Annotated in this window: 12 protein-coding genes; 4 read left to right on the top strand and 8 right to left on the bottom strand. The window is 66.4% G+C overall.

Annotated elements, in window-relative coordinates; translation table 11 throughout:
• Nucleotides 1-10 precede the first annotated feature (10 nt).
• The 5 genes from B4V04_RS10700 to B4V04_RS10680 form a co-directional block, all read right to left on the bottom strand.
• On the bottom strand, nucleotides 11-1,378 hold the full coding sequence (locus B4V04_RS10700; RefSeq protein ID WP_498231495.1) for a nucleotide sugar dehydrogenase: 1,368 nt from the start codon (nucleotides 1,376-1,378) through the stop codon (nucleotides 11-13).
• The gene (locus B4V04_RS10695; protein ID WP_498231493.1) at nucleotides 1,375-2,388 is read right to left on the bottom strand and encodes a Gfo/Idh/MocA family oxidoreductase; all 1,014 of its coding nucleotides are present in this window, start codon (nucleotides 2,386-2,388) and stop codon (nucleotides 1,375-1,377) included. The genes B4V04_RS10700 and B4V04_RS10695 overlap by 4 nt, the downstream gene beginning before the upstream one ends.
• Nucleotides 2,385-3,464 carry a DegT/DnrJ/EryC1/StrS family aminotransferase gene (locus tag B4V04_RS10690; RefSeq protein ID WP_498231491.1) on the bottom strand — a complete coding sequence of 360 codons (1,080 nt, stop codon included), beginning with the start codon at nucleotides 3,462-3,464 and terminating at the stop codon, nucleotides 2,385-2,387. The genes B4V04_RS10695 and B4V04_RS10690 overlap by 4 nt, the downstream gene beginning before the upstream one ends.
• On the bottom strand, nucleotides 3,461-4,114 hold the full coding sequence (locus B4V04_RS10685; protein ID WP_498231490.1) for an acyltransferase: 654 nt from the start codon (nucleotides 4,112-4,114) through the stop codon (nucleotides 3,461-3,463). The genes B4V04_RS10690 and B4V04_RS10685 overlap by 4 nt, the downstream gene beginning before the upstream one ends.
• Nucleotides 4,115-4,254: 140 nt before the next feature.
• A complete protein-coding gene (locus tag B4V04_RS10680; protein ID WP_498231488.1) occupies nucleotides 4,255-5,493 on the bottom strand; it encodes a Gfo/Idh/MocA family protein in 1,239 nt (412 codons plus the stop codon).
• 267 nt (nucleotides 5,494-5,760) lie between these two features.
• Here B4V04_RS10680 and B4V04_RS10675 point away from each other — a divergent pair, with 267 nt between their 5' ends.
• Nucleotides 5,761-7,692: a DNRLRE domain-containing protein gene (locus B4V04_RS10675; protein WP_498231486.1), complete on the top strand. Its 1,932-nt coding sequence runs from the start codon at nucleotides 5,761-5,763 to the stop codon at nucleotides 7,690-7,692.
• Nucleotides 7,689-9,293 (top strand): cohesin domain-containing protein, encoded by a 1,605-nt coding sequence (locus B4V04_RS10670; RefSeq protein WP_498231484.1) that lies wholly within the window; start codon nucleotides 7,689-7,691, stop codon nucleotides 9,291-9,293. Before B4V04_RS10675 ends, B4V04_RS10670 begins: the two co-directional genes overlap by 4 nt.
• An 84-nt stretch (nucleotides 9,294-9,377) precedes the next feature.
• Here the strand turns inward: B4V04_RS10670 and B4V04_RS10665 are convergent, their stop codons facing one another.
• Nucleotides 9,378-10,514, bottom strand: coding sequence for a hypothetical protein (locus B4V04_RS10665; RefSeq protein ID WP_498231482.1), 1,137 nt, complete (start codon nucleotides 10,512-10,514; stop codon nucleotides 9,378-9,380).
• Nucleotides 10,515-10,892: 378 nt separating this feature from the next.
• Between B4V04_RS10665 and B4V04_RS10660 the strand changes: the two genes are divergently transcribed.
• Nucleotides 10,893-11,648, top strand: a complete 756-nt coding sequence (locus B4V04_RS10660; protein WP_498231481.1) for a glycosyltransferase family 2 protein — start codon at nucleotides 10,893-10,895, stop codon at nucleotides 11,646-11,648.
• A 73-nt stretch (nucleotides 11,649-11,721) separates the two neighbouring features.
• On the opposite strand, the gene B4V04_RS10655 is transcribed toward B4V04_RS10660, so the two are convergent.
• Nucleotides 11,722-13,329, bottom strand: a complete 1,608-nt coding sequence (locus tag B4V04_RS10655) for an alkaline phosphatase family protein (protein ID WP_498231480.1) — start codon at nucleotides 13,327-13,329, stop codon at nucleotides 11,722-11,724.
• 407 nt (nucleotides 13,330-13,736) lie between these two features.
• On the opposite strand from B4V04_RS10655, the gene B4V04_RS10650 reads away from it, so the two are divergent.
• Nucleotides 13,737-14,666 carry a glycosyltransferase family 2 protein gene (locus B4V04_RS10650; RefSeq protein WP_498231479.1) on the top strand — a complete coding sequence of 310 codons (930 nt, stop codon included), beginning with the start codon at nucleotides 13,737-13,739 and terminating at the stop codon, nucleotides 14,664-14,666.
• A 56-nt stretch (nucleotides 14,667-14,722) separates the two neighbouring features.
• Here B4V04_RS10650 and B4V04_RS10645 read toward each other — a convergent pair whose 3' ends face one another.
• Nucleotides 14,723-15,928, bottom strand: a complete 1,206-nt coding sequence (locus tag B4V04_RS10645; protein ID WP_498232454.1) for a sulfatase — start codon at nucleotides 15,926-15,928, stop codon at nucleotides 14,723-14,725.
• Nucleotides 15,929-16,022: the final 94 nt, after the last annotated feature.

Here is a 16,022-nt window from a genome sequence, read left to right as displayed (position 1 = left end):
CCGAAGCCCGCTATCGTCGCCCGGACCCGATGGTGTACGTCGGGTGGCCGACGTCGCCGAGCGCGTCCCGGCCGTCGACCACGACGACGTCCTCGAAGCCGTCCCACTCGACCGCGTCGAAGGCCTCGTGGGGGGTGACGACGACGACGGCGTCCGGGTCGGAGCGGCCGACCTCGGCCAGCGCGACCGGCTCCGCGCCGAACGACGCGATCGCCTCGTCGTCGAGCATGGGGTCCGTCGCGAACGTGTCCGCGCCGCGCCGCTTCAGGTCGGCGACGAGCGGTCCGGCGGGCGTCGCGCGCGTCTCCTTGACGCCCGGACGGTACGTGACGCCGAGGACGAGCACCCGCGACCCGTCGATCGGTTTCCCCCGCTCGGCGAGCTCGCGCTCGACGATCCCCGCGGTGAACGCCGGCATCGAGTCGTTCACCTCCCTCGCGGTCCGGAGCAGCGGCGTCGGCGTGTCCACCCGGCTCATCACGAAGTACGGGTACCACGGGATGCAGTGGCCGCCGACGCCGGGGCCGGGGCTGTGGATGTGACAGAACGGCTGCGTGTTGGCCGCGTCGGCCGCCTCCCGCACGTCGACCCCGAGGTCGTCGGCCAGGGTCCCGAGCTCGTTCGCGAGGGCGATGTTGACGTCGCGGTAGAGCCCCTCGAACAGCTTGACCGCCTCGGCCGTCGTCGCGTCGGAGACGCGGATGACGTCGTTGTCGGTGACGCGCTCGTAGACGGCCTCGGCCACGCGGGCGCTCTCCGCGTCGACGCCGCCGACGACCTTCGGGTACGCGCCGGTGATGTCCTCGAGCGCCCGGCCGCTCGACGTGCGCTCCGGGCAGAACGCGGCGCCGAACTCGTCGGCGGCGAGCCCGCTCCGCTCGACGAGCGTCGGGACGAGCCGGTCGCGGCACGTCCCCGGGGGAACGGTGCACTCGACGAACACCGCGTCGCCGGGCGAGAGCCCGGAGGCGACCGCGTCGACGACCGTATCGAAGATAGAGAGGTCCGGCTCCTTCGCGTGGGTGATGGGCGTCGGGACGATGACGACGTGAACGGTCGCCCGTTCCGCCGCCGCCCGGGCGTCGGTCGTCGCGCGGAGCGCGCCGTCCCCGACGGTTTCGGCCACCAGGTCGGGTAGCTCCGGCTCCCCGTCGATGTGACAGTCGCCGCGGTTGACCGACTCGACGACCGACTCGTCGACGTCGACGCCGACCACGTCGCCGACCCGATCGGCGAACACGGTCGCCAGCGGGAGCCCCATCTTTCCGAGCCCGTACACCGCGACCGACGCGCCCCGCCCGTCGACGAGCGCGCGCAGTTCCTCGTCGCTGCGGGCGGCGTCGTACAGCGGCTCCGGCTTCGTCGTCGGCCGGGTCATCGGTCCGACGGAACCGCGTGTCCGGCGTCGGTTCGAGGCCCCTCGGTCGCGTCCGCGCGCTCGATGACGGCGTCGGCGAGCTCCACCGCGCGGAGCCCGTCCTCGGCCGTGATCCGCGGCGTCGCGTGCTCCGCGACCGACTCGACGAACGACTCGAGCTCGTATCGCAGCGGCTCGCCCGACTGGACCATCGGGCGCTCCGTGATCCCCTCGTGGTGGTAGCGGATGTTCCCCCCGATTTCCATGTACTCCGGGCGGGACTGGCGGTGGATCTCGATCGTCTGCGTGAGGTAGTCGAGCTCGATGTAACACTCCTCGGCCGTGATCGTGATGTCGCGGACCTTCTGCTGGGTCACGCGGCTGGCGGTGAGCGTGGCGATGGTGCCGTCGCCGAACCGGAGCTGCGCGGTCGCGTGCTGCCCGTCGTCGGTCCGGAGGGCGTTTATCCGGGCGACGTCCCCGGAGACGAGCGACCGGACGATGTCGAGGTCGTGTATCATCAGATCGTGGACGACGTTCTCGTCCAGCGACCGCCCGTCGTCGCTCGGCGGTCCGAGGCGGCGGGCGTCGACGGCGATCGGCGACACGCCGTCGACGATCCGAGTCAGCTCCGCCACCGCCGGGTTGAACCGCTCGATGTGGCCGGCCTGGACGAGCACGTCCGCCGCCTCCGCCCGCTCGATCAGGTCCCGGCCCTCCGCGACCGAGGTCACGAACGGCTTCTCGACGAGCGCGTGGACCCCCGCGTCGATGCAGTCGCGGGCGAGGTCCGCGTGGTATTCCGTCGGGACGGCGATCGACACCGCGTCCACCCGGTCGAGCAGCGCGCCTGTCGCGTGCGACGTCGTGCCGATCTCGGCCGCGACGTCGGCGGCGCGGTCGGCGTCCGCGTCGGCGATCCCGACGAGGTGCGCGCCGGGGAGCTCCGCGTACACTCGCGCGTGGTTCCGCCCCATCGCGCCGACTCCGATGACGCCGACGTCGACGTCGCCGCCGCCGTCGACCGTCATACGATCGCCCCCGCGGTCGCCTCGGCGATCCTGTCGAGGTCCGCCTCGTCGAGTTCGGGGTGAACGGGGAGCGACAGCACCTCCTCCGCGCAGCTCTCCGCGACCGGATACGACCCCGAGACGTCCTCGTACGCCGGCTGCTCGTGGATCGGGATCGGGTAGTACACACCCGACCCGACGCCGCGGCTCTCGAGGTGCTCCCGGAGCGCGTCGCGGTCCGGAACCCGAATCGTGTACTGGTGGTACACGTGCTCGTACCCGTCCGGTTCGAACGGCGTGACGACGCCGGGGACGTCGGCGAGCCGGTCGGTCAACCGGGCCGCGTTCTCCTGTCTCGCCCGGGTGAACTCCGGCAGGCGGTCGAGCTGGGCGCGGCCGATCGCCGCCGCGAGGTTCGTCATCCGGAAGTTGTGGCCGACCGACGCGTGTTCGTAACCGGTCGTCCGACCGTGGTCGACGAACCGGCGCGCCCGCTCGGCGACCGCCTCGTCGTCGGTGAGGATCATCCCGCCCTCCCCGGTCGTCATGTTCTTCGTCGGGTAAAACGAGAAGCAGGCCGCGTCCCCGAAGCTCCCGACGCGCTCGCCCTCGTAGCGCGCGCCGTGCGCCTGCGCCGCGTCCTCGAGGAGCCGGAAGTCGTACTCGTCGGCGAGCTCGCCGATCCTACCGACGTCCGCGGGGAGGCCGTACAGGTGGACCGCGATGACGGCGTCGACCGGCTCGCCGTCGCGGAGCCGCGCTTCGAGCGCGTCCGGGTCGACGTTGTACGTCCGCGGGTCCACGTCGACGAAGTCCACCTCGGCCCCGGCCAAGCGCGCCGCGTTGGCCGTCGCGACGAAGCTGAACGGCGTCGTGAGCACCCGGTCTCCCTCCCCGATGCCGAGCCCGACGAGCGCGGCGTGGAGGGCCACGGTCCCGTTCGCGGTCGCGATTCCGCGGTCGGCGCCGCAGTAGTCGGCGAACTCCGACTGGAACTCCTCGACGACCTCGCCTTCCGCCAACATCCCGGAGTCTATCACCGCCTCGACGCGGCGCTTCTCCTCGGCGCCGAGCGACGGGTTCGCGCTGGGTATCATCGGCTATCGGACCCCGGTTCGTCCCGGATCCGGTTGTCCCCGCTCAGTTCGTCGGGGAGCGGTTCGATCGTCGCGGGACAGCCGACGGCGAGCGTCTCCGGCGGGACGTCCTTCGTGACGACCGCGCCCGCGGCGACGAACGCGCCGCGGCCGACGGTGACCCCGGGGAGCACGGTCGCGTTCGCGCCGATAGAGGCGTGGTCCTCGATCGTCGGCCCGGTCAGCTCCACGTCCTGACGGACCGGGAACGGATCGTTCGTCAACACGGCTCCCGGACCGACGAAGACGTCGTCGCCGATCGTCGTGTTCGACGGTACGTACACCTGGCTCTGGAGGCTGACGCCGGACCCGACGGTGGAGTACCCGTCGATGACCGTCTGCGTCCCGACGAGCACGTCGTCGCCGATCTCGGTCTCCTCCCGGACGAGCACGCCGTGTCCGGTTTGGAACCCGTCTCCGACGACCACGTCGTCGTAGATCACCGAGTCCGAACGAATCGTCGCGTCGGTCCCGATGACCGGCTCGGCTCCGTCCCCGGTTCCGAGCGTCGCGTTCGACGCGACGTCGCCGTCGCCGCCCGACCCGACGTCGCCGCCCGACCCGACGTCTCCGTCCACCGTACCGTTCCCGTCGTCGTCCGACGAGCTCATGTCGTGACCCCGATCTCGTCGCCTGCGTGGCTGTACATCTCGTTGGAACGTTAGGACAGCGACGTTTTGTTATGCTGCGTAAAAACGGAGCGGTAGCAGCGAGCTAACGGACGGGGCGGGTCGGGACCGATCCGACGACCTCACTCGTTCGCCGTCGTCGCGGTCTGGTCGTCGGTTTCGGCCCCGGCGGTCTCGCCGTCGGCGACCTCCCCGTCGGTGGTCTCGTTGCCGTCACCCTCGCCGTCTCGTTCCTGAGATTCGACGAGCGCCTCGAGGGGGTTGTCGTCGATCTCCAGCGGGAGCTCCACGCGGCCGCGCCTCCTGACCGACTCCCACGAGGCGAACGGCAGCTCCGCCGCGTACAGCGACCGATCGCCGCTGGTAACCGGCTCCCGGTCCTCCCGGAGGGCGTCGACGACGTCCTCGATGGCCCGCTCGACGAACGAGGTGGGGACGAACGTGTGTTTATCACCCAACGGAGCTCGTTCGGCGACCTTCCCGAGCCCCATCCGGAGTTTTCCGGGCAGCGGTCGATGGATGCTCTCGCCGGTGTCGACCGTGTTCCACCCGCCGTCGGCGCGGTATCTGAGGTGGGGCCCGTCCTCGACGCCGAGCTCTATCGTCCCGTCGGAACCGATCAGTCGCATGTAACACCCGACGAACTCGGCGCCCATCCCCGGTTCCTCGCCCGAGGAGGCGATGCCGTGAACGCCGCTTTCGGTGTACCACTGCGTGAGCCCCTGATGCTCGTGTCGCGTGCCGAACCACTCGTTCTCCTCGCTGAAGTCGGCGCCCGTCAGCACCCACTCGACTGGCGACCAGTCTGTGAAGTAGCCGGCGAGGTCGAACTGGTGAACGGCGGCGTCGGAGAGGTTCACCTCGCCGAACTCGATCCGGTCGAGGGCGCCGATCACCCCGTCGTCGAGCAGCGACTTCGTCCGCGTGAACGGGGCTCCGAAACGCCGCTGGTGGTTGATCGAGAGCTGCACGCCCTCGCGATCGCACACCTCCACCATCCGACGGCAGTCCCCCCACGTCGTCGCCATCGGCTTCTCGCAGTGGATCGCGAGGGGGACGCCGCTCTCCGCGCAGTCGACGACGATCTGCGCGTGGAGCGCGGGAGGGACGCAGACGCTCACGACGTCGGGCTCCGCGCCGGCGAGCATCGCCTCGTAGTCCTCGTACACGTGCTCGGACCGGATGCCGAACGAGTCGGCGAACGACTCGGCGTTCTCCCGGACGATGTCCGCGCACGCCACCAGCTCGACCCCGTCGAGTCGCTGATAGCCCGGCGCGTGCCGATACGCCATCGCGTAGCCGGTGCGGTCGGGGTCGTCGGTTTTCGCTCCCGTGCCGATGACCGCGGCTCTCATTGCCATTGCTACGTCGTACCAACGATTCGGTCAATAGTATGCGGCTGTTAATCCACCAATGTTTCGACGGCGGCGGCGCGAAGCGGAGCGGCTTCCGGCGTCGGTTCACGGCCGAAGCGGGAGACCGGATTTCGAGAGGCGTCTCAGCACCCGTCGGTGGCGGGATTGTCGACCGAAACCGCCCTGGTAGAAGCGTGTTAACCGCGATTAGACGTATAAATTGGTTTGTAATTTTACTAGACGACCGCGTCCCCACGGTAAAGGTTCAATTCGATGTTCTCCGATACCTGTCCGAAGTCGGCCGACGCGGAATCGACGAGCGTCGTGAGCGTGTCCAGACGGACACTTCTCAGAGCCGTCGGGGCGGGGGCCGCGACGCCGCTTCTAGCGGGTGGATCGAGCACGATATCGAGTGCAGACGACGGGTCGTGGACGATAGTCGCACTCCCAGACACGCAGTATTACGCGGAAAGAGATTCGCTGAACAGGTATGCCTACGCACAGACCGACTGGATCGCCGAGAGCGTCGACGCAGAGAACATCGTCTTCGTCACTCACGAAGGTGACCTCGTCCAAGAGGGTGACGAGACGGACCAGTGGGACGTTATGGATCAGGCGATGTCCACACTGGACGAGGCCGCCGTCCCCTACAGCGTGCTTCCCGGCAATCACGATTACGCCGTCACCCGGGACCGGAGCTCCGGGCTCGTAAACTACACCGACTACTTCGGCGCGTCGCGGTTCGACGATGACGACTGGTACGGCGGGACCGGGCCCGGCGACGAGGAGTCGAACTCCTACCAGCTGTTCACCGCTGGCGGGCACGACTTCCTGCACCTCGCGCTGGAGTGGGAGGCCCGAGACTCGGCGCTCGAGTGGGCACAGGGCGTGCTCGACCAGTACCCCGAACGACCGACGATCGTCACGACGCACGCTTACCTGACGGACGGCGACAAGTACGACGACACGTGGGACGAGGTGAATCCCGGACGTACGCAGTTCCTCGAGGAGGAGGACGGCGACGGCAACCCGGGCGAACAGATCTGGCAGCGGCTCATCGAGCCGAACCCGCAGGTGTTCATGGTACTCAACGGCCACTTCCACGAGAATGGCGGTGAGTACCACCAGACGTCCGAAAACGTGGAGGGTCAGCAAGTATTCGAGATGCTCGCGAACTATCAGCGCAGAGAGAAACGAGGCAACAGCCTCCTCAGACTGATCGCGTTCGAGCCGGGCGAGGGTGACCCGGACCGAATTCGGGTCAGCACGTACAACCCGTATAAAGACGAGTACGAGGAGGATTCGAACAGCGAGTTCGCGTTCAGCCTCGACTTCGCGGGGCGGTTCGCGCCCGCCTCCTCGACAGAAACCGTCTCGTTCGAACAGGGCACCGACGGCTACGAGGGGACGAGTGACACCAACCTCCGGGAAGCGGATCCTGAAGAAGGATACGGAGACGCCCCGACGGTGACGGTCGACACCGAGGACCCGCAGAACACGGACAACCGAGCGCAAGCACTGGTCCGGTTCGACGGCGTCGTCGGAGACGGAGACGGCCAGGTGCCCCCGAGCGCGACCGTGAAATCGGCGACGCTAACGGTCGAGACCGTCGACGAAGGAAGCGGCGGGAGCGTCCATCGACTGCTCAGAGACTGGAGCGAGAGCGACACCTGGGCGTCGCTCGACGACGGGATCGCCGCCGACGGCTCCGAGGCGGTCGCGGACCCCGAGACGGAGACGGGAGCCGTCTCGACGGGGCAGACGACTATCGACGTCACTGCCGGGGTCCAAGCGTGGGTCGGCGGCGAACCCAACCACGGGTGGGCGATCCTCCCGCTCGGCGACGACGGATGGGACTTCTCGACCGTGGAGGGCGAGACGCCGCCGCGTTTGACCGTGACCTTCGAACCCGACGACGGCGATGATGGCGGCAGTGGGGACGAAGGTAGTGACAGCGGTGATGGCGGTAGCGACGGTGGAGATGGCGGTGGAGACAGTGGAGGCGACGGCGACGAGTCCAGCGAGACCCTCGCCGGTGACGCGGACGGCGACGGCGACGTTGACGACGATGACGTCGGCCTCGTCCAGCGCCACATCAACAACGATGACGTCGACATCGACCGCGAGGCGGCGGACATGGACGGCGACGGGGACATCGACATCACGGACGTCGTCGAGATCGTCGGCGAGACGGGGGCAGAATGAGCCGACGAATCGACGGCGGATCGCGACGCGCGACGGTGGTCGTCGCGGCGACGGCGTTGCTCCTCGGAGCGGCCCTCGCGGGCGCCGCCGTCGGCGCCGCCAGCGCGGACGCGCCGTCGGTCGCGCTCACCAACGAGACGGGCGGCAGCACCGCCAGTGCCCCCACCGGAGAGACGGTCACGGTCGCGGTCGGCGCGAACGCGTCGAACGTGTCTGCCTACCAGGCCAATCTCACCTTCGACCCCGACGTCGTGCGAGTCGTGTCCGTGTCGGGGACCGACCAGTTCGGCGACCCAGTGACCAACGTCGACAACGAGAGCGGCTGGGTCGCGTTCAATCAGTACCGCGCGTCGAACGTCACCGATCCGCGGCTCGCGACAGTGACGGTCGAACTCGTCGGGGAATCCGGAAACGAGACCACGCTCGCGTTCGTGAAGTCCGACACCAAGCTCTCCGACGCCGCGGCGCAGGAGCAAAACCCACAGCGGTACGACGGCCTGACGGTCACCGTCGAGCCGGAGTCGGACGACGGCGGTGACGGCGGGTCAGACGATGACGATGGCGATGATGGGAGTGGTGGCGACGGTAGTGATGGAGGAGACGGAAGCGACGGTAGTGATGGAGGAGACGGAAGCGACGGTAGTGATGGAGGAGACGGAAGCGACGGTAGTGATGGAGGAGACGGAAGCGACGGCAGCGATGATGGAGATGGGAGCGATGGCGGCGACGGGAACGACGACAGAGACGACGCCGACGACGACCGCGATAACGGCGGCGGGAGTTCGGGGGAGAGCGCGAACGGTGGGGGAACCGGCGATGCCGGCGAGGGAGACGAGCCGCCCGCGGACCCTCCGCGCGTCGCCTCCGACACCGCGTCGCCGAACGGAACCGCGTCGATCGTCACGACGTTCAACGGGAGTAGCCCGACGATCGACCGAATCGAACTCCTGCTCGAAGCCGGCGCCTCCGGCGACTACGTCGCGACCGAGTTCGAGCGGCCCCCAGGCAACGCCGCCGACTCGAGGGATGACAACGCCAGCGAGGTAGTCACCGTGATGAGGTTCACTTCGCCCGAGGCGTCCGACAGCGCGCCGAACCAGCTGACGCTCGCGCTCAACCGGAGCGCGGTCGAGGCGTCGGACACGAATGCTACGCGGCTGCGGATCGAGCGCTACGACGCGGTGACGGAGGAGTGGGAGACGCTCGCGACGACGGTCGACGAGTCGGACGAGCGGACTGTGACGCTCACCGCCGCGCCGCCGCGCCTCGGGTGGTTCGTCGTCGCGGCGGGGAACTCGTCTCGGGCGGACCACGCAGTCCGCCCTGCGAACGGAACGAACGCGACGACGCCCGGATCGGACGAGAGTCCGAACGGAACGCCGACCGACTCTTCGGGGGCAGGAGACGTCCCGGCGGACGGCTCCGACGACGACGCAGACGAAGCCGACGTGACGGAGGACGACTCCGAGACGATGAGTTCCTCGTCCACCGAAGGAGCCGGCATCACGCAGTCGGAGGTTCCGGGGTTCGGCGTGACCAGCGTTCTCGCCGCCCTCGCGGTGCTGTACGGAGTGCTGCGCGTCGGGCGACGCGAGCGATGACAGCGGCTCGAGAGGAAGACAGTCGGTCGGCGATTCGAGAGGGCGACCGCGACGTGGTTAGCCGGAGGACGGCTGCGTCGAAGTTCAGTCGGTGGCGGGAGCCTGCGTCCGGGTAGAGAGCGATTCGATGCGGTCGACGACTTCTCGGTCGATTCCGTCCGCTTTCCAGTCGGCGGTGCGCGGGATCCACGCCTGATAGGTGTCGACGCCTTCGCACAGTTCTCGGAATGCGTCCTCCTCGGCCTCGACCACGTCGTCCAACTTGTCGGCGAAGGAGGGGCCGGGACAGAGCACGTCGTATGCCAAGAAGTACTCCTTGAGGACTTCGTTCCACTCGTAGTAGCTGATCGCGTCGATTTCTCTCACCATCTGCTCGGACGGCATCTCCTCGACGGCGACGTGGGCGCTGTTTGGCGCCGCTCTGAGCGCGACGACGTTGTCCACCGTCGACTCGGGGACGTGCTGTGAGCCCGGGAACACCGTCGAGACGTCGGTGAACTCCCGGCTGTTCTCCTGCAGATACCGCTCGTTCAGGAAGCTGATGACCTTCTGAACGACGCCGTCGCTGGCGTTTACGTTCATCTCGACGAACTGGCTCACCTCGTCCCGGACGTAGTCCTGAAGGTCGTCGTGTCCGACCTCGATTTCGGGGAACGACCGGATGTTGTACGGTTGAAGGTTAACCGATAACGGGTAGCCGAGGGCGGTGCCGTCGGTGCCGACCCACAGCCGGTCGTCGGAGAGGTAGCCCGCGCCCTCCCGCAACAGCGACAGGAGCGTGTTCGTTTTCCCGCCGCCGCGCCAGGCCGGGAACAGCGTCGTCTCTCCGTCGAGTTCGATTCCGGACGCGTGGATCAGCGCGCGCCCCTCCTTCGCGAGCTCCTGTCTGATCCGGAACTCGACGGGGTAGGTCGCCAGGAACGGCTCCCAGTTCGGCGACACGTAGATGTGGTCCCACCCGGGTTCGACGGTCATGAAGTTCGACCCGTTTCGGACGACGAACCGGTCACCGGTCCAGCCGTAGTGGTCCGAGGGGTCGCCGAGGACCGCGTCGAGGTCCGGTTCCTCGGTCGTCCGTTCGACCACGACGTCCGGCTCTCGCCCCGGATCGTCGACCGCGAAGTGATCGAACATCGTGTAGAACTGTTGGGTCGAGCGGCCGCCGTCGCCGCGAACCTCCAGGAGCACCGATCCGAAGAAGTCGAATGATTGTCTCTTCATATATTTGATACTCCGAGAAGACGTGGTCGAATCGGCGAGGCGGACAATTGTTGACGGAAGAGGTTTCTTCGAAGCATTTGACATGAACTGCACCGCGTTCGATCGGGTTTGTTATAGAGCTGCTATCCCGCTGTATCGCACGCCGGCTCTCCGATAAACTCGCCGCGTGCGACCGTGGCCGGCGAGCGGCAGCGGCGCCGTGTGGGCTTCGGTTCGGTCGTCTTCGCCGCCGAGCCGGAGTCAGGTCGCGGTTTCAGTCGTCGTCGACTCGCGATCGTCCCGTACTGCGAGTCGACTCGGTAAGTACGGAATAACAATTTACTCGTCAGTCGTGGGCGATACCATCCACCCGATAGACGGACTGACCGACGGTGACAGATGGAATCCATGCCCGAACTGAGCATAATCGTCCCGACCCTCAAGCCGAAAGACGAGATCGAGTCCGTCGCGAGGCTCGAACAGCACGAGTTCTCCGACTACGAGGTGCTCGTGCAGAGCGAGAATTCGGCGACGAAGGCCCGGAACGAGGGGATTCGGCGAGCGAGCGCGGAAAAGCTGGTGTTCCTCGACGACGACTCGATGCCCGTTGAAGGATACCTCGACCGAGTCTCCGACCTGCTGGAGCGCGAGGCCGTCGTGACGGGGAAGATCATTCATCCGCGAAACGACGTTATCAAGCGACTGACGGCCCACTACGATCAGGGATCCGATCCCCGCTACGTCACTCGGTTTTGGGGATGCAACGCGGCCTGCCGAAAGGAGGTGTTCGACGACGCCGGGATGTGGAACGAGGACATCACTTGGGGACACGAGGAGAAAGAGCTCGCGGAGCGGATACTGAATCACTATCCGATCTACTACGACCCCGAGCTGCTCGTGTATCACGCCTACGCCGACTCGATCACCGACTACTGGCGCAAGCAGTACGAACTGGAGCTGCAGACGCCGCAGCTCTGGGAGATGAACGACGTCCCGTCGTCGAGTCAGTACTTCCGGACGCTACAGACGGTGCTGAACCCGATGAACTACGTGGGAGTCACGCCGAAACACGCGCTCGTCCGCTCGGGCGCGAACCTGATGCGGTTCGCGGGGCGTGCGGTCGGAATGTACCGGCAGTCAGACGACCGGGACTGACGCCGAGAGCCGCTCGGCGGCCACTCAGGACGCCGCTTCCGGGGAGTCACGACCGCGGTCGCACGTCCGTCGGTCACTCCATGTATCCCAGCCCGCGCAACCTGTCTTCGACCTCGTCGAAGTCGCCGTCGACCTCCGCTTGCGACGCCTCGCGCGGCTCTCCGGCATCGTAGTCCGCGGTCCGGACCGGCCTGTCCGCCGCGAGTACCTCTTCGAGGACGGTCCCGTCGACGTGCGACGGCACCGGCCGGTCGAGCAGGTGCAAGAGCGTGGGAACGAGATCGACGACCGAGGCGCTCGCCGGCCGCGACCCCGCCTCGATTCCGGGACCGTGCGCGAAGAAGATCCCCGCCGATTCGTGGTCCGCGGCCTTTTCCGGGACGGTGAACGGATCGTCGGCGAACTGCCAGTTAACCGTGTAGCCGTTGATCGACTCGACCAGGAGGTCCGGTTCGAGCGCGTCACCCTCGGCGGACGCGCCGCGGGCTGAGTCGTCAGGTTCCCCGTGGTCCGGGTCGAGCACGACGAGCGGCCGTTTCCCCGTCTCCGGGTCCCGGACGTTCTCGAGGAGCTCCGTCACGCGGCGTTTGACCGCCGGAACCTCCGAGGGGGGAACGGTCCCCGACGCGAACCGTGCGGTGTCGTTGACGTAGACGCTCCCGAGCCCGTGGAGGAACGCCTCGGTTCGCGAGAAGTCGGCGTCGTACAGCGCGTGGTTGCCGGGGATGCGGGTGGCCGCCTGGTTTATCAGTCCCTCGGGGAGGTATCGAACTAGCGTCTCCTCGTCGACGCCGATCCGCCGCAGCGCCGCGAGGACGTCGTCCTTGTCGAGGCCGGCGGTCGACATGAGGCCCCGCACTCCCTCCTGTTCCTGTCGTGCGATGAGCCCCTCTCGTCGGAGGATCTCGTTGACGTTCGCCTGCCGCGTCACGGGGCCGAATCCGTGGTCAGAGACGACGAAGAGGACGGCGTTGGCCTCCTCACACCTCTCGACGACCTCGGCGAGCACGTCGTCGAGTTTCTCGTAGTGCGCCTTGAGTACCGCCTCGTCCCAGATGAGGTGCTGGAGTCGGTCGGGCGCGGTGTAGACGAAGAACGAGAGCCGCCAGTCGGTCCGTTCGAGAAGGAGCCGCATGAGTTCCCGACGGTTCGACAGCAGCCCGTCGAGAGCGTCGAGGAACGCCTCCTGCCGGCCGAAGTACTCCTTCCAGTCCAGCCCGATGGAGTAGTCGGGGATCCGGTGGTCGATCGCCTCTCCGAGCTCCGAGGGGTAGGTAAACGCGGCGTCGCCCTCGGGCGTCATCATGCCGGTGGCCATCTCGCCGTCGAACTCCCTCGCCGGGAACGTCATCGGGACGTTGCCGACGACGGCGGGCGAGACGATGTCCCATATCGCCGGTCGGGTTCGATCCGCGGCGGTGTTCGGTCGATGGCCGTACTGTCGGTTCAGCTTCGTGAACTCGAACAGCCCGTGGCCGGCGGGGTCACAGCCGGTCGCTATCGACGGCCACGCGACCGGCGTGTTGGCCGGAACCGTGCTCTCGAACGGCCCCGCGGCGCCCTCTCGTCGGAGCCGCTCGAACGTCGGGAGGTCCCCTTCGTCCATCCACTGCTCGACCAGGTACCACGGCACTCCGTCCAGCCCGAGGACGAACGCCCGCTCGGGTTCGCCCGCGGTCATCGTGTCAAGGCCCCGGTCAAGCGAGCCCACTCTACGGAACCAATAGGATTGGGTATCAGTCGCGTAGATCTCCGTCCGAGGCCCGCTCTGTGGGTGCGTTTGTTCCAACTTGCTCTGGATAGGTGCATGTCTACTCCGACCTCACTATCTTCAGCCACATTGTTACTCCTGACCTATCGCGTGGAATCGACCGGACGGTTGACGATCGTTAGCCGAGGCGTGTTCATAAGCCGAAGAACCGGAGCGTCGATACGTAGCCGAACCAGAATAGATCAGTCTAACCTCACGCAGATATGATCGAATTGGCTCTTTCCCGGACACAATCGCATCTCGAATTAAACGCGTTATCTGGAAAACGCGGAATACGACGTTGTTAACGAAGTAGTCGATGTAGCCATATATGATAAATGATGAGCGACAGAAGGGTCAGCGTTGTCCTTCCAACGTACGGCCGTCCTGAGTATTTAAAAGAGGCGGTCACCAGCGTTGTCGAGCAGACGTACCCGGCAGTGGAGTTGGTTGTCGTCGACGACTGCTCGCCCGAGCCGGTATCTGCTCTGCTCGACGAGATCTACACGGCAGATATCGACGTTACCCTCGTTCGCCACGAGGAGAACCGTGGCGCATGCGCCGCCCGAAATACGGGGATCGACGAGGCGGATGGAGAGTACATCGCGTTCATCGACGACGATGATATGTGGTTAGAGAGAAAAGTCCAACGGCAGATCGAGGTCATGGAGTCTGCCGGACCAAACGTCGGCGCCGTGTACACCGGACAGCGCTTCGTCAAGGACGGCAAGACAACGAACATCCGAACGCCAACCACCAGTGGAGACGTCACCGAGGCGATCCTAAAGGGAGCGTCACTCAATCCTTTCTCTTGTATGCTGGTGGATGCGGCTGTGGCCGAAGCAGCCGGGCCGCTCGACGTACGCTTCCCAAGCTGGCAGGACCGCGAGTGGTACTTCCGTCTATCGACCCACTGTGAGTTCGCCGCGATTCCCGAACCGCTCGTTGTCAGGCGGATGGGTCACGAACAGATCAGCGGCGACTACGAGACGAAACGCGACGTGTCGTACCCGCTGTTGCTGGAGAAACACCGTGGGCTCGCCAAGGAATACGGCTGTGAGGACGAGTTCTTGGCCTACCTGACCCAGTCGCTCGCCAGATCTGCTCTGCAGAGCGGCCGCTACGCCACTGCGATGCGCCACGCGCTCGTATCGCTGCGATACCGACCAACGTGTGGGGCTACCTGGACGACAATGGTAGCCGCGGCCGGCGGGCCGGTAACGCTCGGGGTCGCTCGGCGGGTGAAACGGCTCGGAGCTGCTCGGTGACGGAGTCTAGCTGGAACCCGACCCGATTCAGATCGTCTACAAAAGAAAGAACTGGGTCAGGCGTCGAGATTCTCTACCTTCGAGACAACGTGTTTTTTTTCTGCCTCTGTCGCCCACTCTCGTTCGACAATCGGGCGTCCGATATCGTAAAGCGGGTGATCAGTACCCTGCTGTTGCCATCTCCCGTCCGTCCGGACAGAGACCGATTCGTCCTCAGTCGTCCGTTGATACCGCCAGTCGCGACCTCGGACGACGCGCATCCCGTCGTTGTTCCGCGAGGTCACGTACGGGCGTTCGACCGTCGGTCGATCCCCGACGGCGACCCCGGTGAGCAGCTCCGGAAGGGATTTGAGCGAGACCGGGTCCTCGACGCGCTCGCAGGGGACGTTACCGACGACGAGCGGGACGTTGATAACCGACTCGTGGAGGTATCCGTGACCGTACCGGTCCGCTTCGCCGAACAGCTCTCCGTGGTCCGCGTGGACGCAGACGACGGAGTCGTCGCCGACGTCGTTGAGGAGGGTAGCGATGAACTCATCGGTGTATTCAACCGTACTGTCGTACGCCGAGAGGAGTCGGTCGCGGAGCAGCGGGCTCAGCCGGTCGTCCGCGCCGCCGAAGAGCCAGGCGTTCGCCGCGTAAGTCAGCGGCCACATGGACAGGTACTCGCTCGGGGGGATGTACGGCATGTGGACGTCGACGAGGAACACCCAGAGGAAGTACGGCTCCTCGGCCGACCGTCGCCACTGTTCGATGTCGTCGTAGAACGACTCCCACGACATGAACATCTCCTGGCCCCCCCACCAATCCGAGAGCCGCGTCGCCATCTCTCGGACGGCTCCGGGGTCACTGCCGCCGTCGCGGAATCGATTCGCCATCGTCTCCTCCATGAAGTCCTCGAAGCGATCGAAACCCTTGTCGAAGCCGAACGAGCGTGACGTCCACGGGTTCGCCGTGAATGCGGCCGTCTCATACCCCATGCGTTTGAACTGCTCGGCGATGGTGTCACGAGCGCGAATCTGACCGCGGAGGGACTCCTGTCGGTCGGCTCCCGGGCGCGAGAAAGGGTATTCACCGGTCATAAACGAAGTTGAGGAGCCGCTGGTCGCCCCGGCGGGGGCGATCGCGTTGTCGAACTGAAGGCCCTTTTTTGCGATGTCGTCGATAGTCGGCGTGAGATTTCTATCGCACCCGAGGTAACCGCATCTGTCGGCGCGGAGACTGTCGATCGTGACGAGCACGACATTCCGTGGATCTGCCATCATACCGGTGTTCCTCAGCGCAAGTATTGTTATAGGCGACTTACCCTATGCAGTCTGTGGGTCTCTGATAGGACGGTGTTTCATCGTCTGAGAT

This window comes from Halorubrum sp. B52, from assembly GCF_059752555.1.
This window is presented reverse-complemented; position numbering and strand designations above follow the sequence as displayed.

What these genes read in the sequence shown, in the direction of transcription:
- B4V04_RS10700 (WP_498231495.1), bottom strand. Translation starts at nt 1,378, where the DNA reads ATGACCCGGCCGACGACGAAGCCGGAGCCGCTGTACGACGCCGCCCGC.
- B4V04_RS10695 (WP_498231493.1), bottom strand. Translation starts at nt 2,388, where the DNA reads ATGACGGTCGACGGCGGCGGCGACGTCGACGTCGGCGTCATCGGAGTC.
- B4V04_RS10690 (WP_498231491.1), bottom strand. Translation starts at nt 3,464, where the DNA reads ATGATACCCAGCGCGAACCCGTCGCTCGGCGCCGAGGAGAAGCGCCGC.
- B4V04_RS10685 (WP_498231490.1), bottom strand. Translation starts at nt 4,114, where the DNA reads ATGAGCTCGTCGGACGACGACGGGAACGGTACGGTGGACGGAGACGTC.
- B4V04_RS10680 (WP_498231488.1), bottom strand. Translation starts at nt 5,493, where the DNA reads ATGGCAATGAGAGCCGCGGTCATCGGCACGGGAGCGAAAACCGACGAC.
- B4V04_RS10675 (WP_498231486.1), top strand. Translation starts at nt 5,761, where the DNA reads ATGTTCTCCGATACCTGTCCGAAGTCGGCCGACGCGGAATCGACGAGC.
- B4V04_RS10670 (WP_498231484.1), top strand. Translation starts at nt 7,689, where the DNA reads ATGAGCCGACGAATCGACGGCGGATCGCGACGCGCGACGGTGGTCGTC.
- B4V04_RS10665 (WP_498231482.1), bottom strand. Translation starts at nt 10,514, where the DNA reads ATGAAGAGACAATCATTCGACTTCTTCGGATCGGTGCTCCTGGAGGTT.
- B4V04_RS10660 (WP_498231481.1), top strand. Translation starts at nt 10,893, where the DNA reads ATGGAATCCATGCCCGAACTGAGCATAATCGTCCCGACCCTCAAGCCG.
- B4V04_RS10655 (WP_498231480.1), bottom strand. Translation starts at nt 13,329, where the DNA reads ATGACCGCGGGCGAACCCGAGCGGGCGTTCGTCCTCGGGCTGGACGGA.
- B4V04_RS10650 (WP_498231479.1), top strand. Translation starts at nt 13,737, where the DNA reads ATGATGAGCGACAGAAGGGTCAGCGTTGTCCTTCCAACGTACGGCCGT.
- B4V04_RS10645 (WP_498232454.1), bottom strand. Translation starts at nt 15,928, where the DNA reads ATGGCAGATCCACGGAATGTCGTGCTCGTCACGATCGACAGTCTCCGC.